This is a genomic window from Enorma phocaeensis (assembly GCF_016901575.1).
GTDB classification, from domain to species: domain Bacteria; phylum Actinomycetota; class Coriobacteriia; order Coriobacteriales; family Coriobacteriaceae; genus Limicola; species Limicola phocaeensis_A.
Window position 1 is genome coordinate 317,093 of the sequence record NZ_JACJKQ010000001.1, and the last position, 20,824, is coordinate 337,916.

The 20,824-nt window shown below is 63.5% G+C and carries 19 protein-coding genes, 1 tRNA gene and 1 pseudogene; 1 reads left to right on the forward strand and 20 read right to left on the reverse strand.

Going from position 1 to position 20,824, the window contains the following annotated elements; all coding sequences use genetic code 11:
• Nucleotides 1–29: 29 nt before the first annotated feature.
• From thiI to H6A15_RS01455, 13 genes and pseudogenes are all read right to left on the reverse strand, one after another.
• The gene (thiI, locus tag H6A15_RS01400; protein ID WP_204671666.1) at nt 30–1,259 is read right to left on the reverse strand and encodes a tRNA uracil 4-sulfurtransferase ThiI; all 1,230 of its coding nucleotides are present in this window, start codon (nt 1,257–1,259) and stop codon (nt 30–32) included.
• Nucleotide 1,260: 1 nt separating this feature from the next.
• Nucleotides 1,261–1,542, reverse strand: coding sequence for a DNA-directed RNA polymerase subunit omega (locus tag H6A15_RS01405; RefSeq protein ID WP_204671668.1), 282 nt, complete (start codon nt 1,540–1,542; stop codon nt 1,261–1,263).
• Between the two features lie 3 nt (nt 1,543–1,545).
• Nucleotides 1,546–2,115 carry a guanylate kinase gene (gmk, locus tag H6A15_RS01410; RefSeq protein WP_204671669.1) on the reverse strand — a complete coding sequence of 190 codons (570 nt, stop codon included), beginning with the start codon at nt 2,113–2,115 and terminating at the stop codon, nt 1,546–1,548.
• Entirely contained in the window at nt 2,115–2,423 is a 309-nt protein-coding gene (gene mihF / locus H6A15_RS01415; protein WP_087411334.1) for an integration host factor, actinobacterial type, read from the reverse strand. The genes gmk and mihF overlap by 1 nt, the downstream gene beginning before the upstream one ends.
• A 208-nt stretch (nt 2,424–2,631) precedes the next feature.
• Nucleotides 2,632–3,351: an orotidine-5'-phosphate decarboxylase gene (gene pyrF / locus H6A15_RS01420; protein WP_204671672.1), complete on the reverse strand. Its 720-nt coding sequence runs from the start codon at nt 3,349–3,351 to the stop codon at nt 2,632–2,634.
• Nucleotides 3,345–4,253 (reverse strand): dihydroorotate dehydrogenase, encoded by a 909-nt coding sequence (locus H6A15_RS01425; RefSeq protein ID WP_204671915.1) that lies wholly within the window; start codon nt 4,251–4,253, stop codon nt 3,345–3,347. Before H6A15_RS01425 ends, pyrF begins: the two co-directional genes overlap by 7 nt.
• 11 nt (nt 4,254–4,264) lie before the next feature.
• Complete coding sequence (locus H6A15_RS01430) at nt 4,265–5,056, reverse strand: dihydroorotate dehydrogenase electron transfer subunit (RefSeq protein WP_204671674.1); 792 nt, start codon at nt 5,054–5,056, stop codon at nt 4,265–4,267.
• A gap of 151 nt (nt 5,057–5,207) precedes the next feature.
• Nucleotides 5,208–6,497, reverse strand: a complete 1,290-nt coding sequence (locus tag H6A15_RS01435) for a dihydroorotase (RefSeq protein WP_204671676.1) — start codon at nt 6,495–6,497, stop codon at nt 5,208–5,210.
• Nucleotides 6,481–7,425, reverse strand: a complete 945-nt coding sequence (locus H6A15_RS01440) for an aspartate carbamoyltransferase catalytic subunit (RefSeq protein WP_204671678.1) — start codon at nt 7,423–7,425, stop codon at nt 6,481–6,483. The genes H6A15_RS01435 and H6A15_RS01440 overlap by 17 nt, the downstream gene beginning before the upstream one ends.
• Before the next feature lie 3 nt (nt 7,426–7,428).
• On the reverse strand, nt 7,429–8,010 hold the full coding sequence (pyrR, locus tag H6A15_RS01445; RefSeq protein WP_239462239.1) for a bifunctional pyr operon transcriptional regulator/uracil phosphoribosyltransferase PyrR: 582 nt from the start codon (nt 8,008–8,010) through the stop codon (nt 7,429–7,431).
• Nucleotides 8,011–8,489: 479 nt separating this feature from the next.
• Entirely contained in the window at nt 8,490–9,023 is a 534-nt protein-coding gene (locus tag H6A15_RS10350) for an S-layer homology domain-containing protein (RefSeq protein WP_342635784.1), read from the reverse strand.
• A 33-nt stretch (nt 9,024–9,056) separates the two neighbouring features.
• Nucleotides 9,057–9,812: pseudogene (locus H6A15_RS10355) on the reverse strand (ABC transporter ATP-binding protein); the annotation flags it as partial.
• A 13-nt stretch (nt 9,813–9,825) separates the two neighbouring features.
• The gene (locus tag H6A15_RS01455) at nt 9,826–10,656 is read right to left on the reverse strand and encodes an ABC transporter permease (RefSeq protein WP_204671688.1); all 831 of its coding nucleotides are present in this window, start codon (nt 10,654–10,656) and stop codon (nt 9,826–9,828) included.
• Between the two features lie 136 nt (nt 10,657–10,792).
• On the opposite strand from H6A15_RS01455, the gene H6A15_RS01460 reads away from it, so the two are divergent.
• Nucleotides 10,793–10,867, forward strand: a tRNA-Asn gene (locus tag H6A15_RS01460).
• A 286-nt stretch (nt 10,868–11,153) separates the two neighbouring features.
• Here H6A15_RS01460 and rpoD read toward each other — a convergent pair.
• From rpoD to infB, 7 genes are all read right to left on the reverse strand, one after another.
• Nucleotides 11,154–12,488: an RNA polymerase sigma factor RpoD gene (gene rpoD / locus H6A15_RS01465; protein ID WP_204671690.1), complete on the reverse strand. Its 1,335-nt coding sequence runs from the start codon at nt 12,486–12,488 to the stop codon at nt 11,154–11,156.
• A gap of 103 nt (nt 12,489–12,591) precedes the next feature.
• Entirely contained in the window at nt 12,592–14,643 is a 2,052-nt protein-coding gene (dnaG, locus tag H6A15_RS01470) for a DNA primase (RefSeq protein WP_204671692.1), read from the reverse strand.
• A complete protein-coding gene (ribF, locus tag H6A15_RS01475) occupies nt 14,640–15,638 on the reverse strand; it encodes a bifunctional riboflavin kinase/FMN adenylyltransferase (RefSeq protein WP_204671693.1) in 999 nt (332 codons plus the stop codon). Before ribF ends, dnaG begins: the two co-directional genes overlap by 4 nt.
• Complete coding sequence (truB, locus tag H6A15_RS01480) at nt 15,635–16,576, reverse strand: tRNA pseudouridine(55) synthase TruB (protein WP_204671694.1); 942 nt, start codon at nt 16,574–16,576, stop codon at nt 15,635–15,637. Before truB ends, ribF begins: the two co-directional genes overlap by 4 nt.
• Nucleotides 16,577–16,590: 14 nt before the next feature.
• The gene (locus tag H6A15_RS01485; protein WP_204671698.1) at nt 16,591–17,640 is read right to left on the reverse strand and encodes a DHH family phosphoesterase; all 1,050 of its coding nucleotides are present in this window, start codon (nt 17,638–17,640) and stop codon (nt 16,591–16,593) included.
• Complete coding sequence (gene rbfA, locus H6A15_RS01490) at nt 17,633–18,058, reverse strand: 30S ribosome-binding factor RbfA (RefSeq protein ID WP_204671707.1); 426 nt, start codon at nt 18,056–18,058, stop codon at nt 17,633–17,635. Before rbfA ends, H6A15_RS01485 begins: the two co-directional genes overlap by 8 nt.
• Nucleotides 18,059–18,067: 9 nt before the next feature.
• Nucleotides 18,068–20,761, reverse strand: a complete 2,694-nt coding sequence (infB, locus tag H6A15_RS01495; RefSeq protein ID WP_204671709.1) for a translation initiation factor IF-2 — start codon at nt 20,759–20,761, stop codon at nt 18,068–18,070.
• Nucleotides 20,762–20,824: the final 63 nt, after the last annotated feature.

A 20,824-nucleotide genomic window follows, 5' to 3' on the forward strand; every position in this document is an offset into this window, starting at 1 on the left:
GCTCATGGAAGGAGGCTCGTCGGGACTGCCTACGCGCGGGGAGCGAGCTCCTCGTGGCGCTCCCTGAGCATACGGGGCGCCCGGTAGGAGCCGCTCTCAAAGTCGATGTACTCCACCGCATCAACCAGCTGATCGATCATGGCCTCGTGGTCAAAGAGCTCCCAGGCGGCATGAACGTCATCGAGCTTCGCATGGGTCTCGGGACGCCGCGGCATGAAGAGGGTGCAGCAGTCCGGCGCCGTCTCGCAGGAGATGTCGTACGTGCCGATCTCCTGAGCGCGAGCAATGATCTCCTGCTTGTCCGAGCCGATGAGCGGGCGAAAGACGGGGATGTCCACGACTTCGTTGACCGCCATGATGTTCTCGAGCGTCTGCGACGCGACCTGTCCGAGCGACTCGCCGGTAACGATCGCCTTCGCTCCCTCGATGCGGGCGATGCGCTCTGCGACGGCATACATGATGCGTCGATACATGATCACACGCAGCGCACTCGGGCACGCAAGGGAGATCTCGCGCTGGCAATCGCCAAAGGGCACCACGTAGAGGCGCCCCACCTGAATCGCAGGCGCGAAGGCACGAATGATGTCTTGGCAGAGATATTCGCTCGTGTCTGCGGTCTGGGGCCTTCCCGAAAAGTGCACGGGCACGCAGACCGCGCCGCGGCGCGCGATCATCCAGGTTGCAACCGGAGAGTCGATGCCTGACGAAAGGAGCGTGACGACCTTGCCGGCGCTGCCCACGGGAAGCCCGCCCACGCCGCGCTCGGAGCGCGCATAGACGTAGACGCTGCCTTGCACTACAAGGACGTGGACGATCACGTCGGGATTGTGCATCAGCACCTTTTTCTCGGGAAACGCCTCGCAGAGGACCTCGCCCACCTGCGCATTCAGCTCGAGCGAGGTGAGTTCATAGTCGGTATTCGACCGCTTGGCCTGCACTTTGAAAGACTCGAAGGGCTCTGCCTCCCTGAGCGCGGTCACTGCGGCACGGCAATACTCGCCAGGGTCGCGATTGGTGTGGAAGGCAAGCGAGACGCGCGCCACCCCGGGGATGCGCAGCAGCGTCGAAAAGGCACGCTCCGCCTCGCCCACAACGGAAAAGGTCACAAGGATATGGCCCGAGATACGGGTGACGCACGAGACGGAAAAGGCGGCCAGGGCCGCCTTGATGGAGTCCATGAGGATGTGCTCGAAGTGGGAGCGGTTTTTGCCCTTAAGGCCCACCTCATGGTAGTGGACCAGGCAGACGCGACTCGCCATGCTACGCGCCAGCCACCTTGTGGCCGAGCGCGCGCTCGAACTTTTGGTGGTCATAGGAGATGTCGCCGTCAACGATCTCCTCCATGGCCATGGAGATGGTGTCCTTGCCGGAGAGGGCAATGGTGATGTCATCGATATCCTGCGCTGCGAGCACGCGGTTGTGCTGGCCGCGAAGCATGCTGTTGATGTCGCAGGCACGCTTGGAAGCGAGTGCGGCGAGCAGGAAACGGTTGTTGTCGGTCTTAGCGAGAAGATCATCGATAGGCGGCTTGACGACAGACATGCCTTAGATCCTTTCGTACGATTGAAGTATGGAGACGAACTCTTCGCATGTGCGATCAAGGTCATCGTTCACGAGCACCTCGTCGTAGCGATCAGCGAGATCGAGCTCGTGGCGCGCGTTAGCAAGCCGAAGCTCCACCGAATCCGACGTCTCGGTGCCACGGCCGACAAGGCGGTCGCGAAGCACCTCGAGCGACGGCGGCTTGATGAAAATCAGCACCGCGTCGGGAAAACGATCCTTGACCTGTAGGGCCCCCTGAACATCGATCTCCAGGATGACCGACTTGCCCGAGGAAAGCCTGTCCTCGACCTCGCTCACCAGGGTGCCATAACAGTTGCCGTGAACATGAGCCCATTCGACGAACTCGCCCGCATCGACGCGGCGCTGGAACTCATCAGGACTCAAAAAGTGGTAATCCACGCCATCGACCTCGCCGGGACGAGGGGAACGTGTGGTTGCCGAAACCGTCAGGCCCAGCTGAGGCATGCGGCCGCGAGCAAGCGCGACCAGCGTGCCCTTGCCGGCACCTGACGGTCCAGAAACAACGAAGAGTTTGGAGCTGGTGCTGTCCACTATTTGGTGAGCGCCTCGAGCAGCTGCTCGCGCTGACGCACGCCGAGGCCCTGGACGCGACGCGTGGCGGAGATGCCGAGCTCGTCCATGATCTTGGCGGCCTTTGCCTTGCCATAGCCGGGCAGAGACTCGATGAGCGTGGAGACCTTCATACGAGAGGCGATGGGATCGTCCGAGTTGAGGACGGACTCAAGGGTGACCTCGTTCTTCTTAATCTTCTCGCGGAGCTCGGCACGGGCGTGACGGGCAGCAGCGGCCTTCTCGAGAGCGGCCTTGCGCTGCTCATCAGTGAGCTGAGGAAGCGCCATTAGAACCTCCAAATACGTGATGGGATACATACGATTTCATATGGTCAGATGGGTTATCTATACCCACCCAATCAAAACCGGAACCATACCTTATACGATTGACCTGCAAAGTTCAAGAGAATCGCTGGTACAGACCGCGACGAGAACGCCTATTTCATAGAACGTCCGCGATGGGTGCGCGCGACGGGCGCGCACCCAAAAGGGACGTTTAGGCCGCAACAAGCTCGGACACGATGGCCTCGAATGCGGCGACGGGGTCTTCTGCGCCCGTGATCGGTCGGCCGATGACGAGGTGGCTTGCGCCGCGCGCAACGGCCTCGGCAGGGGTCGCCACACGGCTCTGGTCGCCCAGGTCTGCCCCGGCAGGGCGGACGCCCGGGGTGACGACCAGCGCGTCCGGGCCGAGCAGCTCGCGCATGGCAGCGGCCTCCTCAGGCGAGCAGACCACGCCATCGATGCCGTTGGCCTTGGCAAGGCCTGCAAGGCGAGCCGCCTCGTCGGCCACGGGCAGGCCGACGCCGATCTCTTCAAGAGCCGCGGCGTTCATGCTGGTCAATACCGTGATGGCGAGAAGCTTGGTGCGCTCGCCGCGAACCTCGGCAGCAGCTTGTGCCCCCTCGCGCGCGGCGGCAAGCATGGCTCCCGAACCGAGGCCATGCACCGTGAGCAGGTCGGCACCCGTCAGCGAGGCAGAGCGTGCGGCCCCCCGAACCTGATGCGGGATATCGTGCAGCTTGAGGTCGAGAAACACCTTGAACCCAAGATCGGAAAACTCACGGACGATGCTTGGACCCTCGGCATAGAAAAGCGTCATGCCGACCTTCAGCCACCGGGCGTGGCCAGAAAGGCCGTGCGCAAGGCGAAGCGCCTCTTCGCGACCACAGTCTATGGCGACGATGATGCGCTCGCGCGCCTCTTGATCTAGCATTCGAGAGCTCCAATCAGCTCGTTGATGTCGCTCACGCCCTGAGACTCCGCCCACGCCTCGAGTTCTTCGAGGATGCGCACCGAAGACGCAGGGTCGACAAAGTTGGACATGCCCACCGACACGGCGGTAGCACCCGCAAGGATGAACTCCGCAGCGTCCTCGCCCGTCATGACGCCGCCCACGCCGCATACGGGGATGTCGACGGCGCGTGCGACCTCCCAGACCATGCGCACCGCGATGGGGTGAAGCAACGGGCCGGACAGGCCGCCCGTCGGCTTGGAAAGCTTGGAGCGACGCGTATGGACATCGATCGCCATGCCGGGGATGGAGTTGATGACCGTGAGGCCGTCGGCGCCCTCGGCCTCAAGGGCGCGGGCGATCTCGGGCAGGCGGACGGGGGCCATCTTCACAAGCAGGGGGCGCTTCGTGATGGGCCGGCAGGCTCGCATGACCTCGGCAGCGCCTTCAGGGGTGGAGCCGCAGGCAGCGCCGCCTGCGGCGATGTTCGGGCAGCTCACGTTGAGCTCGAATCCCGCCGCCCAAGGGCAAAGCTCCTCAAAGAGCTCCAGAGCAGCGACATATTCCTCGGTCGAATGCCCCGCCACCTGACAGATGACCGCAGTGCCCTTGGAGGCGAGGTCGGCAAGGTAATCGCCCGATTCGGCGACGAGGCCGCGAACTCCGGGATTTTGCAGGCCGACGGAGTTCATCATGCCGCCGCGAACCTCGGTCATGCGGGGCTTGGGATTGCCCGGCCACGGCTCGGACGCGCAGCCCTTCGTCGTAATCGCACCAAGCCGGGACACGTCGAAGAAGTTCTCGAACTGCCACCCGAATCCAAAGGTGCCAGAAGCGGTATTGATAGGGTTCTTCATGGAAATGCCGGCGAAATCGACGGCCATGGACACCTTGCTCACCAGACGACCTCCTTCGCATCGAAGACGGGGCCGCACATGCAGGCACCCTTCATGCCACCCGTGGTCTCGACGGCACACGTCGCGCATGCGCCGAAGCCGCAGCTCATCATACGCTCAAGCGAAGCCTCGCAGGGAACGCCGGCGTCTGCCGAGGCGGCCGCGACCTTGGCCATCATGGGTTCGGGACCGCAGGTTGCCACATAGCCATAGCCACCCTGAGCCAGCAGCTCGGATGCCGGGTCGGTGCAGAAGCCACAATGCCCCTCGGACCCATCATCGGTGCAGATCGAGACCGATGCGGCGCCGAGGCGCTTGAAATCCTCGACGCCGACGAGCTTGCCGGCAGTCGCGGAGCCGAGGCACACGTCGAAGGCGATTCCCGCGGAAGCGAGCTCGCGTGCAAGGCAAAGGACCGGAGGGACGCCGATTCCACCAGCAACCAGAAGGGCGCGGCCGCAGCCCTCCGGGACGGTCCAACCGCGTCCGCCAGGCCCCAGCAGGTCAGAAGTAGAGCCCGCGCCCATCTGCGACAGGCGACGCGTTCCATCGCCGACGACCGCATACCAGATGGTCACGGTTCCCGCCTCGGGGTCCGCCGACTCATAACTCAGCGGAACGCGCAGCAGCGACATGGCGTTTCCAGGCACGGCGATATTCACGAATTGACCGGGTTTGATGGCGCGCGCAAGCTCCGGAGCCGAAATGACCAGCGAGAAGATGCCGTCGGCGATCTCGTCGTTGGACACAACCGTAAAGGTGTGCTTACGGGCCGGTGAGGGTGTTGGCATAGCGCTCCTCTCTCTATATTGACGATGGGACGGGGTTGGTAGCCAACCATCCGTCCCTCTGCCAGCAGGTCGCTGTCTTCACATTGTATGAGATGCATGCCCAAAACGGGGCGGCACATTGGCGAGGCCGCCCCGAGAGGTGCAAATTGTCCTAGCAGACGACGCCGTCGCACAGGGTGCGCTTGCCGCCTACGAACACGTTGGTCGCGCGGCCGCAGACCTCGGTGCCGGCAAAGCCGCAGTTGTCAGCCTTGGACTCATAGCCCTCGGCGCCAACGGTCCAGGTGACCTCGGGGTCGAAGACCGTAATGTCCGCGACCGAGCCGGCCGCGATGCTCACCGGGTCGAGGCCCAGAATGCGACGCGGGGCGATGGACATGAGCTCGACCATGCGGGCGTAGCCGATCTTGCCCGTCTTCACCAAGTTGGTGTTGACAAGAGCGAGGGATGCCTCGATGCCGGTCATTCCAAACGGGGCGAGTTCGAACTCGCGCGCCTTCTCCCAGGCGGCATGCGGGGCGTGATCGGTCACGATGGCATCGACGGAGCCGTCGACTACGCCCTCGATGATGGCGGCGGCGTCTTCGGCGGTGCGCAGCGGCGGGTTGACCTTGAGCGCGGTGTCATAGGTCTCGCCGATGGCGTCCTCGGTCAGGAACATATGGTGCGGGGTCGCCTCGCAGGTGACCGGCAGGCCCTCCTCCTTGGCCGCACGCACCAGATCGAGTCCGCGAGCGGTGGAGATATGCTGGATATGCAGCTTGGCGCCGGTCAGGCGGGCGATGGCGATGTCGCGGGCGATCTGAATCTCCTCGCCCTCCGCAGGCCAGCCCAGAAGGCCGAGACGAGTGGAGACGACGCCCTCGTTCACCTGGCCCTCGCCCACCAGGTCATCGTCCTGGCAGTGGCTCATAAAGACCTTGTCGAACATCTTGCCGTAGTCCATGGCGCGACGCAGCATGCCTGCACCCTGGACGCCGTGACCGTCGTCGGTGAACGCGACGGCACCGTGGGCGACCATGTCGCCCATCTCGGAGATGATCTCGCCCTTGAGGCCGCGGGTCATGGCGCCTGCGGGGAACACGCGGCAATGCCCCTCGCGCTCGGCGACGGACTTCACGTACTCGACCGTGACGCCGTTGTCGGTCACGGGATCGGTGTTGGGCATGGAGCACACGCCGGTCATGCCGCCCTTGGCGGCCGCGCGGGTCTCGCTCTCGATGGTGCCCTTATGCTCGTAGCCAGGCTCGCGCAGATGCACGTGCATGTCCACGAGACCCGGAACAAGCACCTTGCCGGAAAGGTCGATGACCTCGGCGCCGTCAGCGGAGAGGTTCTCCCCCACCTCGGCGATGCGGTCGTTCTCGATCTTCACGTCGACGATGCCGTCGATGCCCGCGACGGGATCGACGACATGGGCGGATTTAAGCAGAAAGGCCATTGTCGGCACCTCCAAGCAGCAGATACAGGGCAGCCATACGCACGCAGATGCCAGCGTAGACCTGGTCGAGGATGACCGAACGCTCGGGGTGGTCGGCCATGTAGGAATCAAACTCCACGCCACGGTTGATGGGGCCGGGGTGGCAGATGATGGCGTCCGGCTTCATGAGGCGCTCGCGCTTCTTCGTAAGGCCGAAAAGCTCGTGATACTCGCGCAGGCTCGGGAACGGCGCGCCTTCCAGGCGCTCGCGCTGGATGCGCAGCATGTAGACCACGTCGAGCTCAGGAAGAACGTCGTCGAGCGAATAGCTCACGTGGTCGGCACCGAGCACATCGGGGCGAGCGGGCAGCAGCGTGCCGGGAGCGACCACGGTCACCTCGGCGCCCATAATCTTGAGCGCGGGGATGAGCGAGCCGCAGACGCGGGAGTGTCCGATGTCCCCCACGATGCCCACCTTGAGGCCGTCGAAGCTGCCCTTGCGCTCCCAGATGGAATACAGGTCGAGCAGCGCCTGCGTGGGATGGCCATGCTTGCCGTCGCCGGCGTCGATCACGTGGGCGGGCGAGTTCTGCGTGACGATGTAGGGGGCGCCCGCATGCTTGTCGCGGATGATGATCATGTCGATCTTGTAGGCATTGAGCGTCATGACGGTATCGATGAGGCTCTCGCCTTTCACCGTGCTCGTGGAGGAGCCGCCGAAGTTGAGGCTATCGGCAGAAAGACGCTTTTCAGCGAGCTCGAAGGAGCTGCGGGTACGCGTCGAGGGCTCGTTGAACATGTTCACGACGGTCTTGCCCTTGAGCGTGGGAACCTTTTTGATGGCGCGCTCATTGACCTCAGAGAACGCCTTGGCGGTCTCCAGGATGGTCATGATATCGGTATCGGAATACTCGGTGATGTCGATCAGGTGCTTATGGTTGAAGGCCATCGCCTACTCACCTCCCAGCGGAGCGGAGCCCACGTGAGAGCCCGGCTCGACGTTCGTGATCTCGACGGACGAGCGCCCGTCGACTTCCTTGAGATACAGGCGGACGTTCTCCTCGTGCGAGGAGGGAACGTTCTTGCCCACGAAGTCGGGGCAGATAGGAAGTTCGCGATGGCCGCGGTCGACGAGCACGGCAAGCTCGATGCGGCTCGGACGGCCAAGGTCCATGATGGCGTCGAGCGCGGCACGAATGGTGCGGCCGGTATAGAGGATGTCGTCCACCAGGACGATGCGCTTGCCGTCGACATTGAACGGCAGGTGGGTGGCGTGGATCTCGGGCGCGATGTTGGTGAGATAGTCGTCACGATAGAAGCTGATGTCCAAGCTCCCCAACGGCACGCGAACGCCCTCGATCTTCTCGATCTCGTCGACAAGCGTCTTGGCGAGCAGGTCGCCGCGCGTGACGATTCCCACGAGCGCGAGGTCCTCACATCCCTCGTTCCGCTCGAGGATCTCGTGCGCGATACGAGTGAGCGCACGACCGATGGCGGTCTCGTCCATAATGACGGCCTTTGGTGTGATGCCCATCGATCTCCTTCCTCTGTCGCTGGTCAACTCCGCCTTGGGAATCAGCCCTAGGTCGGAGGACCAAAAAAATAGATGCCCGACCGCTACGCGGCAAGACACCCAAGGAAGGTAGTTCGATTGTTGTTCCTTGCGGCATCTCGTACGCGCTTAAAGGTCGAGCTGATTATACACGCTTGTATCAACACCGTGTTGAGCAATTCTCGTGATTTCCGCCAAGTGGCACGTATCGCTCCTCATACGTTTGCACTTTTCCCCGATGGAGCGTTAGATATCTCCACGTTCCCCGTGCTCCGCCTCAGATGCGCCTGAACACCCGGCTACATCTCGCATAAGCAGAACTGTATAAAAGTTGGCAGATACTTGTATATTATTGCAGAAAGCCCCATGCGCTACGCAGCGCATGGGGCAATCTGGATCGTGGAGATGCGTCGAGCATCATGGCATGAAACAGCGACGCACCAAGAGCATGTCCGTGACGCCTAGTCGACAAGCCGCGAAAGCATCGCGGCGGCCTCGGCCTTCGTGCATACATCGTTTGCGCGAATGGCGTCGGTCTTCACCACGCCGCTGGACACCGCCCACGCCACGGCAGGCTGGGCCCAGCTGGGAGTGTCCTGCCAATCGTCGAGCGCAGGCGCCTCGGGAGCGCCCTGCCATTTAAAGAGCATCTGAATCATCTCCGCGCGGGTCGCGGCATCCGTGGGTCGGAACATCTCATCAGGCAGGTTGCCTCCAACGACATCGTGTTCGCGCGCCCATGCAATGGCTTTCCGGCAGAACAGCGATGCTACCGCGTCGGAAAACGGCGCGTCGATAGAAACGCCCGCGGCGCGCGCGATGGCGCACACGCCTTGAGCGCGCTTGAAGGGGTCGTTGGGCCCAAAATGATTCACATCTCGACCGTCCATGAAGCGCTGCCGCACCGCCTGCTCCACAGCGGACAGATACCAGTCCTCAGGATCGACGTCGACATATTGAGCAAGCAGCTCAGGCAGCGGCTTTGCCGATGAGATCGGGGCATCCTCTCCCGAGGCGCCGTCCCCGCCAAACTGGTTGCGATACGCCTGGCAGACCTCCTTCACGGGCCCGTCCATGCGCATGTCGCCCTTTTCGATCCAGATGGCGCGCTGGCAGATGCGCTCGACCTGACGCATGGAATGGCTCACGAAGAGAACGGTGACGTCGCCCGACTCGATGAAGTGCTGGATGCGCCGCTCGCATTTCTCCTGAAAGAACACGTCGCCGACCGAGAGGGTCTCATCGACGATGAGGATATCGGGCTCGGTGATGGTCGCGATGGCGAACGCGATGCGCGCAACCATGCCGCTCGAATAGTTTTTCAGGGGCATGTCGACGAAGTCGCGCAGCTCGGCGAACTCGACGATCTCATCGAAGTGCTCGTCGATAAAGCTCTTGGTATAGCCCAAAAGCGAGCCGTTGAGATAGATGTTCTCACGTGCCGTGAGCTCCATGTCGAAGCCGGCGCCGAGCTCGATGAGCGGCGCGATGTTGCCGCGAACGATGCACTCGCCCTCACTGGGCTCGAGTACGCCAGCTATGATCTTGAGCATGGTCGACTTGCCCGAGCCGTTCGTGCCGACAAGGCCGACGACCTCGCCGCGGTGGACGGTAAACGAGATGTGCTTGAGCGCACGGAACTCTTTGAAGAAGAGCTCGTGACGCATGATCTTGATGAAGTACTCCTTGAGGTTGTTCAGCTGTTCGGACGCCATGTTGAAGATCATGGTGACGTCCTTGACCTCAATGGCGCTGTCCTTCTGGGTGGTTTCGGTGGTTGCCATATAAGGTCCTCTTCTAGATGTACAGGATGAACTTATGCTCGGTCTTGTGGAAGACGGCATAGCCGATAACGATCATCAAGACGGCCCAACCAGCGCACAGCGCCACAGTGACGGGTTCTGGATTGGTTTGCCACAACAGAATCTGGCGCATGAAGTTGATGTAGTTATACATGGGGTTGGCATACATGAACAGCTGCAGGAGATGCGGCATGGCCTTGATGTAGTCGTCAGTCCAAAAGATGGGCGTAAAGTAGGTCCACGCCGTGATGACAACGCTCCAGAGATGGCGAACGTCGCGGAAGAAGACCGTGAGCGCCGAGAGCAAGAGGCCCAGGCCCGCACAGAAGACCATGAGGAGCAGAAGGCCCAGCGGCAGCCAGATAAGGTGCCAGGTCGGAATGATGCGGAACCACAGCATGACAAGCGCCACGGCGATAAGCGAGAAGCCGTAGTTCACAAGGGCGAAGAGCACCTTTTGGATGGGAAACACAAAGCGGTGCACCTTCACCTTCTTCAGAAGCGAAGACGCGTCGATGATTGAAGAGAGGGCGGTCGACGTCGACTCAGACATCAAGGCAAAGGTGACGTTACCAATGATCAAGTAGAGCGGATACAACTCTGGGGTGACGCTTCCGTTGCGGCCCTGTGCGAAGATGGTGCTGAACACGACCGCCATGACGATCATCATGAGCAATGGGTTCAGAACGCTCCACGCTACGCCGAGCACTGAGCGGCGATATTTGATTTTGAAGTCCTTGGTCACGAGCTCGCGCAGAATGAAGAGGTCTTTCTGCGTGTCAGTTCTCGCATGGGAAAGCTTGGATTGTTGTGTGTTATCGGCCACAGGCGATGCTCCTTGGCAACCTTCGGGGACGGTTCACGGGTTGTCATTCTAGCACAGCAAATTTTTTCAAATTCCTCCTTGCCATTCGCCACGAGTTTTGTATACTACTTCTTGTTGCTTGCGAGCACCAACCAATTCCTCGGTAGCTCAATGGTAGAGCACGCGGCTGTTAACCGCGCTGTTGTAGGTTCGAGTCCTACCCGGGGAGCCAGAATTTTTAAGCCCTAACCATCTGGTTGGGGCTTTTTCGTATTGATATGATATAGCGCGCCGCCCGCCCTCCGGTCGATGGGTCCGGCATGCCGTCGCCCTCTTCTGACCGTCACCCTCTTCAGCTAGAGCGGCTCCCGGCACCCCCCCTCAGACCCGTTGCCGCCACACTTCTAAAACCATCCCGCCTGCCATCTCGCTGCAATCATCACAAAAAGGCGGCCCCGCAGGGCCGCCCAATTACGCATGCTATGCAGTTTCACCCTGCAAGCAGGGTCGCGACGTCATTAGGACTCGATGTAGTCCTTGAGCTTGCTCGAACGGCTCGGATGACGAAGCTTGGCAAGCGTCTTCGACTCGATCTGGCGAATACGCTCGCGGGTGACGCCAAACTCGCGACCGACTTCCTCAAGGGTGCGCGGATGACCGTCCACAAGACCAAAGCGAAGCTCGATGACCTTGCGCTCGCGATCTGCCAGCGAGTCGAGCACCTGACCCAGCTGCTCCTGCAGCATGGAGAAGCTCGCCGCATCGGGCGGGACAACCGCCTGAGAGTCTTCAATAAAGTCACCGAGCTGGGAATCCTCTTCCTCGCCGATGGGCGTTTCGAGAGAAACCGGCTCTTGGCTGATCTTTTGGATCTCGCGCACGCGGTCGGCACTCATGTCCATCTCGGCGCCGATCTCTTCAGGAGTCGGGTCGCGGCCGAGGTCCTGCAACAGCTGGCGCTGCACGCGCACGAGCTTGTTGATGGTCTCGACCATATGGACCGGGATGCGGATGGTGCGGGCCTGGTCGGCGATAGCGCGCGTGATTGCCTGGCGAATCCACCAGGTGGCATACGTGGAGAACTTGAAGCCCTTCTCGTAGTCGAACTTTTCAACCGCGCGAATGAGACCGAGGTTGCCCTCCTGGATAAGGTCCAAGAACAGCATGCCGCGGCCGACATAGCGCTTGGCGATCGAAACGACCAGACGAAGGTTCGCAGAGATCAGGGCCTGCTTTGCCTCAAGGCCAACCTGCTCGACGCGAGTCAGGCGACGCATCTCGGCTCGGGTGAGCTCGATCTCGCCGCGGTCCGCAGCCTCGAGCTTTTCTGAGGCATCGAGGCCGGCCTCGATCTTCATGGCGAGATCGACCTCGTCAGCAGCAGTCAGCAGGTCGACCTTACCGATCTCCTTCAGATACATGCGCACCGGGTCGCCGGTAAGCATGACCGTGGAGGCATCGATGCCGCGAACGCGCGAACGCGAGCGCGCGGTGCGAACGCGGGACTTCTTCTTCGTCTTAGCCGACGCCATCTCGGCATCGGCGTTTTTAGCGAGCTTGATATCGTGATCCTCGGAGCTCTCGTCGTCGAGATCGTCGTCCAGGCCATCACCGAGGCCGTCGTCATCAACGTCGAGACCGGCGTCGTCAGGGTCGTCAGCAGAGACGATCTCGACGCCATGGTCGCGGAATGCACGGTACACGGAGCTCAGCTGTGCGTCGGAGACGTCGACATCTTTGAGTGCAACCTGGATGTCATCCTCGCTGACAGAGCCGGTCTTTGACCCTTTTTCGAGGAGCTTCTCCAAATAGGAGTAGAGCTCGGCTTCGGCGCTCTCAGTCTTCTTAGGCACAGGCTCTCCCTTCCTTGCTCATAGGGTTCAATACTTTATCACACCTTCTATACCCACGTGGCCATATCGACAAGCATTTTTTCATATTCGCGCCACGTAACAGCTAGGACTCAGAGGCGCCCTCCCCATCGAGCAGCCTGAACGGGTCCGCTACACCTTCGACAGCGCGCTCGAGTTCGTGAACCCGGGCGGCATCCTTTGTTGCCTGAATGGTGAGGGCGCGCCGGTCCTCGGCGGCAAGCGAACGGTCTTGCCTGAGCTTTGCCTGCGAGGCGCGCAGGCGCCGTCTCACGGTGTAGAGCTCGAGGGTGTCAAGCAGAAAGCCGATGTTGACCTCGGTGGGATGGCTGCTCGTCACGGCGATGGTGCCTGCTGAAACTAGCTGGGCCGCCTCGGGGCATACCGCCCGCGCGGCATCCATTACCTGCACGGGCTCGGTTCCCTCCGGCGTGGCGAGCACCGCCCAGGCGATGGCCTCGTGCCGAGGGTCGACCCAGTCGATCTCGGTGATGCGCTCGGCGAAGGGCCGAAACACATCGGGATAGCTCGTCAGCAACGAAAGCAGCTCGCGCTCCCCCGCTATCGAGCGCCGCTCGAGATCGGTAAGCACGGGCATGGTAGCCGCCTGCTGCCGGGCGCTCTGGGCAGCCGTCGCGTCGTCGTAGGCGTCGGCGGGGACGTAATCCACAGGGACGTCGACCTCGTCTGCCCCGTCCATGAAATCGGGAGCAGGCGAAGCTCCCCGCCGGGGCGCATTCGAGGAGCCGCGCATGGTCTCGCGCCAGCCCGCGCTCCCCCCACGCGAGGCCTCGACGCGCTCACGGGCGGCGGCGCGCTCGCGCTCGCGCCGCGAGGACACCTCCTCTTCGCGCTGCACGTCTCGAAACACCCTGCCAGCCGCAGAGCGCACCGCATCCAAATCAAGACCGAGCCGGTCGGCGATCTGAATGTAGTACGAATCGATCATATAGCTCTGGCGCAGCGGATAGATGAGCCTGCAGGCATCTTGCAACGCCTTGGTGCGCCCGCCCGGCGTGGAGATGTCGCTACGGTCCTCCAGCTTGCGAAAGACGAAATCCATGAGCGGCTCCGCCGCAGAGATCCGCTCGCGGAGCGCGTCGCCGCCGTGGGCGGAGATGAACTCCATGGGGTCCTGGCCGTCGGGAAGCACCACGCAGCGAAGGTCCATGGAGTCTCGCTCGATAAACTGTATGGCTCGTTCAGCCGCCTTTTGGCCTGCGGCGTCGCCATCAAACAGGTATACGATGCGCTTCGCGAACCTCGTCAAGGTCTTGACGTGATGCTCGGTGAGCGCCGTTCCAAGCGTCGCCACCACGTTGCCGATGCCCGCCTCCCAGCAGGCGATGGCGTCGGTGTAGCCTTCGACGACGATTGCCTCCGCCTGCGCGACGATGTGCTCTTTAGCCCAGTTGAAGCCATAGAGGTTGCGCTTCTTATGGAAGAGCGGGGTCTCGGCGGTATTGAGGTACTTCGGCTCGCCCTGACCCATGATGCGGCCGCCGAAGGCGATGCAACGCCCCTGCTCGTCAAAGATGGGGAACATCACGCGGTCGAAAAAGCGGTCGGCAAGACCGCCGTTCGAGCGGCGCATGGCAACGTTGGCGTCGACCATCTCCTGCGGCGTGAAGCCGTGAGAGCTCAGGTGCGAGACGAGCGCGCCCCGGCCGGGCGCGAAGCCAAGGCGGTAGGTCCGGCACACCGCGCCGCCCATGCCGCGAGAGGCAAAATAGGTGCGCGGGCGTGCATCCTTGCCCCGCATGAGCATCGTGTGGTAAAACGCCGCGGTCTCTTCGCATACGTCGATAAGCCGCGAGCGCCTCGTGCCGCGCTGGCGCCCGTCCTGCGTATCGTGGATCTCGATGCCCGCTCGATCGGCAAGGTAGCGAATGGATTCGGGAAAAGATAGGTTCTCGCGCTTCATCACATAGGAGAACACGTCCCCGCCCTCGCCGCATCCAAAGCAATGCCATACCTGCGTCGAGGGGATGATGTGAAACGACGGCGTCTTCTCGCCGTGAAACGGGCAGCAGCCCCAGAACTCTTGCCCACGGGGCTGCAGCGGAACAGTCTCTTGAACCAGTTGGACCAGATCGGTGGCGGCGCGCACGCGCTCCCTGTCTTCATCGGTAATCATGCGAGCGCAACACCCCGATTCCCGAAGTGGTCTTGAACCGTCTGGATGTTATGAAGGACGACGGAGATGAGCTCGTCGACCGAGGCGAAGCTCTGCGACGGACGCAGGAAGGCGTCGAAGACAAGCGCTATCTCGCTGCCGTAGATGTCGCCCGTAAAGCCGATGAGGTTAGCCTCGAGCGATGCGACGCCCGGACATCCGCGAAACATCGGGGGCACGCCGACATTGATGGCGGCGGGCCACACGACCCCCTCGACAAGAGCGAGCCCGCTGTAGACGCCATCTGCAGGCGCCTGCCGGCCAGGCTCGACGCGAATGTCTGCCGTGGGAAAACCCATGCTCGTGCCCTTGCCCCTGCCGGTATGAACGCGCCCGCTGACCATGAAGCGCCGCCCGAGCTCGCGACGGACCGAGTCGAGATCGGCCTTCTCAAGATAGCTGCGAATACGCGTGGCGGAGACAGGCGTGCCGTCGTCGGTCACCAGTTCGTGGCCCTCGACGCAGATGCCGCGGCTCGCACACCATGACGTGATGACCGGAACCGTCGACGCCCCACGCGCCCCCAGCCGAAAATCACTCCCCACGTGCACCGCGCGGATGTCGCACACCGGAAGCAGCACCTCGTCAAAGAAACGAGCGTGGTCGAGCGATGCGAGCTCGCGGGTGAACGGGACGACGATGACCCCGTCGACGCCCGAGGCGGCAAGGGCGCGCAGGCGGTCGTCGGTCCCCATGAGCGCCTTCGCGGGATGCGCAGAGACGACCTGGTCGGGATCGGGGTCAAACGTGACCGCGTACGCAGAGACGCCCCTGCGACGGGCATCCTGGACCGTCCGATCCAGAAGGTGCGCATGCCCCACGTGCAGGCCGTCGAACACGCCGATGGCGATGACGGCAGACCCGAGATCCATGTCGGCGTCGCCCAGGCGCCAGACGGGAGCCGAAGAAGACTCGACCAGAAAGTCGCGGCGAAGCTCAGCGACGTCGGGCATCATAGGCAAACACCTCCGATTCCTTGCGGGAAGACTTCCTTCATGACGACAGCTCGACCGTCGAACTGGGCTATCGCCCGAAGCTCATCATTGGCGACGAGGCACATCCGGGAGCCCGGCTGCAGCAACTCGGGACGCTCGCGCAGAAGCGCCGGCGACAGGCGGCGTCCGCACAGGACGTCGGCGAGGGCGGCCTCCCCGATCGCCACGGCGGGAAGCCCGAGCACGCGGACCGGGTCGAGGGCGCGCTCGCGCGCAAGGTCGGGCGATGCGTCGTCGAGCGCGATGCACTCCCCCAACGACACCGAGCCAGAGGTCGTACGACGAAGCGCAAAAAGGTGGGCGGCGCTGCCCAGGGAACGGCCGAGGTCTCGTGCGAGCGCGCGAATATAGGTTCCTTTGCTCACCGTGAAGGCGACCGTCCATACGCAGCCGTCGCCTTCCGCGGCGACATCGAGGAGCACGGCAGAGATGACCTCGATCTCTCGGGCAGGAAGCTCGACGTCCTCTCCGGCACGCGCGCGCTTATACGAGCGGACGCCTCCGACCGAGATGGCGGAGAACGCCGGCGGCACCTGCATATGCGTGCCGACAAGGCACGAGACCGTCTCGCCGGCGACGTCACGGTCAAGAAGCTGACGGGGAACAGGAGCGCTTCTCGTGACCTCGCCCTCGGCGTCATCGGTGTTGGTTTCGCAGCCGAACGAGATGGCGGCGACGTATGACTTCGAATCGAGCGTGATCGAGCCGAGCAGGCGCGTCGCCTGCCCCACGCCGACCACCATGACGCCCGAGGCGGCGGGGTCGAGCGTGCCTGCATGGCCGACGCGCCGCTCTGAGAGCAAGCGGCGCAGACGAGCGACGACATCATGCGAGGTGCACCCTACGGGCTTGTCGACGCCGAGCAACAGATTGAGTTGAGAGGGAGAGCGTTGTGCCATAGGCGGCCTCGTCCCTAAAGCTCGACGCGAATGCCCGAGGGGTCGGCCCCTACGAGCGTCGCGAGCATGGGAAGAATCGCTGCAAGGGTGTCCTCGATGGTGCCGTGGTAGGTAAAGCCCGCAGCGGCCGCATGGCCGCCGCCGTTAAAGTGGGAGGCGACCTCCGAGACGTCGAGCTCGCACTTCGAGCGCAGGTTGCCGCGCACCGTAGCGCCGTCGGGGCTTTCTTTGAGGAACAGGCAGACCTCGACGCCCATGACGGAGCGAACGACGTCCACAAGGCCGTCGCACTCGTCGGGCGTGACGCCACAGCGAGCGAGGTCCTCGGCGCGAGCATAGCTGTATGCGACGCGGCCGTCGGCAAACGTCTTGATGCGCCCCATGACAAGGCTCTCGAGGCGCAGGTACTCGATGCGCTGGCTCTGATACACCTCGAGCGCGATGCGCGCCGGCTCTGCGCCGCAGGCGACAAGGTGAGACGCGACGCAGAAAGCCTCGGGGTCGGCGTTTTGATACTGAAAACGGCCGGTGTCGGTGACCACGCCGCACAGCAGGCAGGTAGCGACCTCGGGCGTGACCTCGATGCCGACATCGCTCAAAAACTCGTCGATGAGCACGGCGCAGGCACACGAGTCGACGCGGCGCACAGAAACCTCGGCGAACTCGTTGCGCGCGGGATGATGGTCGAACGACACGATATGGCGCGCCCGGCGAGCGACCGCGGCGGCATCTTCCAACCGCTCGATGACCGGGCAGTCAACAGAGATAAAGAGGTCGGGGTCCTCGGCATAGCGAACCGCGGGCACGTATTCGTCGGCTCCTGCTAGGAACCGATAGATGCGCGGGACACAGGCGTCGTCCGCGAGGAGAAACGCGATGCGCTTCTCCGGATAGGCGCGGCGCAGAGCCAACCCGAGACCCAGGCCGGAGCCCAAGGCGTCGCCATCGGGGGACGTGTGTCCCGAGATGGCGATCGTCTGGGCATCCTCGATGAGCTCCAGAATCTGATGGCACGTCTCGGCAGATGCCTCATGCGCGCCGCAAGAATCGGACCCCTTATGCATCGTGGCTTCCCTCCTGGACGTCCGTCTCCGCCTCTTCGGGGCGGATGGGATAGCCTTCCTCGTCCTTCTCCACCGCAAGCGTCGCGGGAACATTCTCGAGCGCCCGGGAGATGCGCTCCGCCTCGTCGGTGGAGCGGTCGATCCTGAAGTCGAGCTCGGGCACGACGCGCCAATCGAGCGAGCGCGCAAGAAGGCTGCGAATATGCCCGCGCGCGCTGGCGAGGGCCTCCATGACCTCGTCGTAGCGATCGCCGTCGCACGATACGAAGACGCGCGCAAACGACCGGTCGATGGAGACCTCAACGCCGGTAAGTGTCACAAGGTCGAGCCGGGGATCGGCGATCTCGAACAGAAGGATATACCCGAGCTTCTCGCGAAGCTGCTCGCCAAGGCGGCGAGTGGCGTTGTTCTGCTTCATAGACGCCCCTTACTCGGTGCGGGCGACCTCGACGACCTTGTAGGCCTCGAGCTGGTCGCCAACCTTGATGTCCTGGAACTTCTCGATGCCGAGACCGCACTCGTAGCCGGACTTGACGCTCTTGACGTCGTCCTTGAAGCGACGCATGGAGGCAAACGTGCCGTCGAACACCACGACGCCGTCGCGCACGACGCGCACCTTGTCGGAGCGCTCGATCTCGCCCTCGGTGACCATGCAGCCAGCGATGAGGCCGACCTTGGGAACGCGGAAGGTCTCGCGGACCTCGGCGATGCCGGTCTGGACTTCCTCTTCGGTGGGCTTGAGCATACCGATGCGGGCGGCGTCGATGTCCTCGATCGCCTTGTAGATGATCGAGTAGGTCTTGATCTGAACGTTCTCGCGCTCAGCGAGGTCGCGGGCCTTCGCCTGCGGACGCACGCCGAAGCCGACGATGATCGCGTTCGAGGCAGCCGCCAGGATGACGTCGGTCTCGGAGATGGCGCCGACCGCGGAATGGATGATGTTGATGCGGACCTCGGACTGGTCCATCTTGCCGAGCGCGTCGGCGAGCGCCTCGATGGAGCCCTGGACGTCGGCCTTGACGACGAGGTTGAGCTCCTTGAGCTCGTTCTCGTTCATCTCATCGAAGAGCGTCTCGAGGGTGACATGCTTCACCTTGTTCTGCTCCTCGATGCGGGCCTTGAGCGCGCGCTGCTCCGCGAGGGCGCGGGCGTCGCGCTCGTCCTCGAAGACGCGGAACTCGTCGCCTGCGTTCGGCACGGAGTCCAGGCCCAGGATCTCGACGGCGTCAGACGGGGTCGCCTCGGCCTTGTTGTCGCCGTGCTGGTCGAGCATGGCACGTACGCGGCCATGGCTCATGCCGGCGACGATGGCGTCGCCGACGTGCAGGGTGCCGCGGTTCACGAGCACCGTCGCGACCGGGCCGCGGCCGCGGTCGAGCTTGCCCTCGATGATGTAGCCCGAGGCAAACGTGTCGGGGTTTGCCTTGAGCTCGAGCACGTCGGCCTGGAGCAGGATGGTCTCCAACAGGTCATCGATGCCGTCGCCCTTCTTGGCCGACACGTTCACGAACATGTTCTGGCCGCCCCACTCCTCGGGGATGACGCCGTACTCGACGAGCTCCTGGCGCACGCGGTCAGGGTTGGCGTCGGGCTTGTCGCACTTGTTGACGGCGACGACGATGGGCACGCCCGCCGCCTTGGAGTGGTTGATGGCCTCGATGGTCTGGGGCATGACGCCGTCGTCGGCAGCGACCACGAGCACGACGACGTCGGTGATCTTGGCGCCGCGGGCGCGCATGGCGGTAAACGCCTCGTGGCCAGGGGTGTCGACGAAGGTGATCTGGCGGCCGCCGATCTCGACCTGAGAGGCGCCGATGTGCTGGGTGATGCCGCCGGCCTCGTGGCGGGCGACGCCGGTGTGGCGGATGGCGTCGAGCAGCGACGTCTTGCCATGGTCGACGTGGCCCATGACGGTGACCACCGGGGGACGCGGCTTCAGGTCTGACGGGTCGTCGTAGAAGCTGAAGGAGTTCTCCTCCTCCGGCGAGATGATGCGAATCTTGCGGCCGAGGTCGTCCGCCACGAGCTCAACCAGGTCGTTCGACATGGACTGCGTCATGGTGAGCGGCGTGCCCAGCAGGAAGAGGCGCTTGATGATGTCGTTGGCGGCGACGTCGAGGGCGTCGGCGAGCTCGGCGACGGTCACGCCCTCGGAGACGCGCACCGCATCGAGCTCCTCGGGATTGATGCCCTGTGCGAGCGCCTCCTCGATCTTGCGCTCCTCACGAGCCTGCGCAGCCTCGCGCTCGCGCTTCTCCTTGCGCTTCTTGCGACGACCGGTGGACTCGCGGGACGCCTCCTCGACTGCCATGCGTGCCTCTTCGAGCACGCGCTCGCGGCTGTACTCCTCGGCCTCGCGCGCCATGCGGCTGTAGCGGTCTTCCTCGGTATGCTGCGAGGCGCCCTTGCGACGCTTGCCCTTGCCCGCCTTGTCGGGAGCGGGGAAGTTCACGCCGGCGGGAACCGCGGGAGCGCTCGAGCTCCTGCGCGTGCGCGCCGGGGCCTCGGTGCTCGCCTGGTTAGCAGGGGCGCCCGAGCGGCCGCGGCCGCCACGCTCGTTCTTGCGACGCGTGCGCTCGGCGGCCTGGGCGGCCTTCTTGGCCTCCTCGGCCTCCTTCTTTTCCTTGAGGACGACCTCTTGGGTCGCGATCTGGTCGAGCAGCGAGCGGAATCGCGAGCCGGAGTCGGACGCAGGCACCGCGCGACGCTTCGCCTCGAGCTCCGCTTCCTTCGCGGCGGCGGCGGCGCGCTCACGCTCCTGGCGCTGACGGTCGGCCTCGGCGGCGCGAGCGGCCTCCTCGGCGGCAAGCGCGGCCGTGGACAGGCGGCGCTCCTCTTCGCGACGCGCCTCTGCGGCAAGACGCTCGGCCTCGGCGGCCTCGGCCTTGGCGGCCTCCTCCGCGGCGGCAGCCTCCTCCTCGGCGCGACGCTTTGCCTCGATTTCGGCAGCACGGGCCTCGACGATGGGAGCAAGCTTCTTGCGCACCATGGACACATAGGCGTCCTCGAGCGCCGACGACGGCGACTTGGCGGGAATCTTCATGTCCTTCAGATGGCCCAACAGCTCCTTGGACGTCATTCCGAATTCTTTGGCCAGGCTGGAAACGCGGGTCCTTGCCATATGCCACAACACCTACCTCTCTGGCTCACGCGAACGCGTGGGTAAGATCTGACTCTCGGGTAA

Excerpts from the sequence above, each read along its gene's own strand:
- thiI (WP_204671666.1), bottom strand. The coding sequence starts at position 1,259 with ATGGCGAGTCGCGTCTGCCTGGTCCACTACCATGAGGTGGGCCTTAAG.
- H6A15_RS01405 (WP_204671668.1), bottom strand. The coding sequence starts at position 1,542 with ATGTCTGTCGTCAAGCCGCCTATCGATGATCTTCTCGCTAAGACCGAC.
- mihF (WP_087411334.1), bottom strand. The coding sequence starts at position 2,423 with ATGGCGCTTCCTCAGCTCACTGATGAGCAGCGCAAGGCCGCTCTCGAG.
- pyrF (WP_204671672.1), bottom strand. The coding sequence starts at position 3,351 with ATGCTAGATCAAGAGGCGCGCGAGCGCATCATCGTCGCCATAGACTGT.
- H6A15_RS01425 (WP_204671915.1), bottom strand. The coding sequence starts at position 4,253 with ATGGCCGTCGATTTCGCCGGCATTTCCATGAAGAACCCTATCAATACC.
- H6A15_RS01430 (WP_204671674.1), bottom strand. The coding sequence starts at position 5,056 with ATGCCAACACCCTCACCGGCCCGTAAGCACACCTTTACGGTTGTGTCC.
- H6A15_RS01435 (WP_204671676.1), bottom strand. The coding sequence starts at position 6,497 with ATGGCCTTTCTGCTTAAATCCGCCCATGTCGTCGATCCCGTCGCGGGC.
- H6A15_RS01440 (WP_204671678.1), bottom strand. The coding sequence starts at position 7,425 with ATGGCCTTCAACCATAAGCACCTGATCGACATCACCGAGTATTCCGAT.
- pyrR (WP_239462239.1), bottom strand. The coding sequence starts at position 8,010 with ATGGGCATCACACCAAAGGCCGTCATTATGGACGAGACCGCCATCGGT.
- dnaG (WP_204671692.1), bottom strand. The coding sequence starts at position 14,643 with ATGATTACCGATGAAGACAGGGAGCGCGTGCGCGCCGCCACCGATCTG.
- ribF (WP_204671693.1), bottom strand. The coding sequence starts at position 15,638 with ATGATGCCCGACGTCGCTGAGCTTCGCCGCGACTTTCTGGTCGAGTCT.
- truB (WP_204671694.1), bottom strand. The coding sequence starts at position 16,576 with ATGGCACAACGCTCTCCCTCTCAACTCAATCTGTTGCTCGGCGTCGAC.
- H6A15_RS01485 (WP_204671698.1), bottom strand. The coding sequence starts at position 17,640 with ATGCATAAGGGGTCCGATTCTTGCGGCGCGCATGAGGCATCTGCCGAG.
- rbfA (WP_204671707.1), bottom strand. The coding sequence starts at position 18,058 with ATGAAGCAGAACAACGCCACTCGCCGCCTTGGCGAGCAGCTTCGCGAG.
- infB (WP_204671709.1), bottom strand. The coding sequence starts at position 20,761 with ATGGCAAGGACCCGCGTTTCCAGCCTGGCCAAAGAATTCGGAATGACG.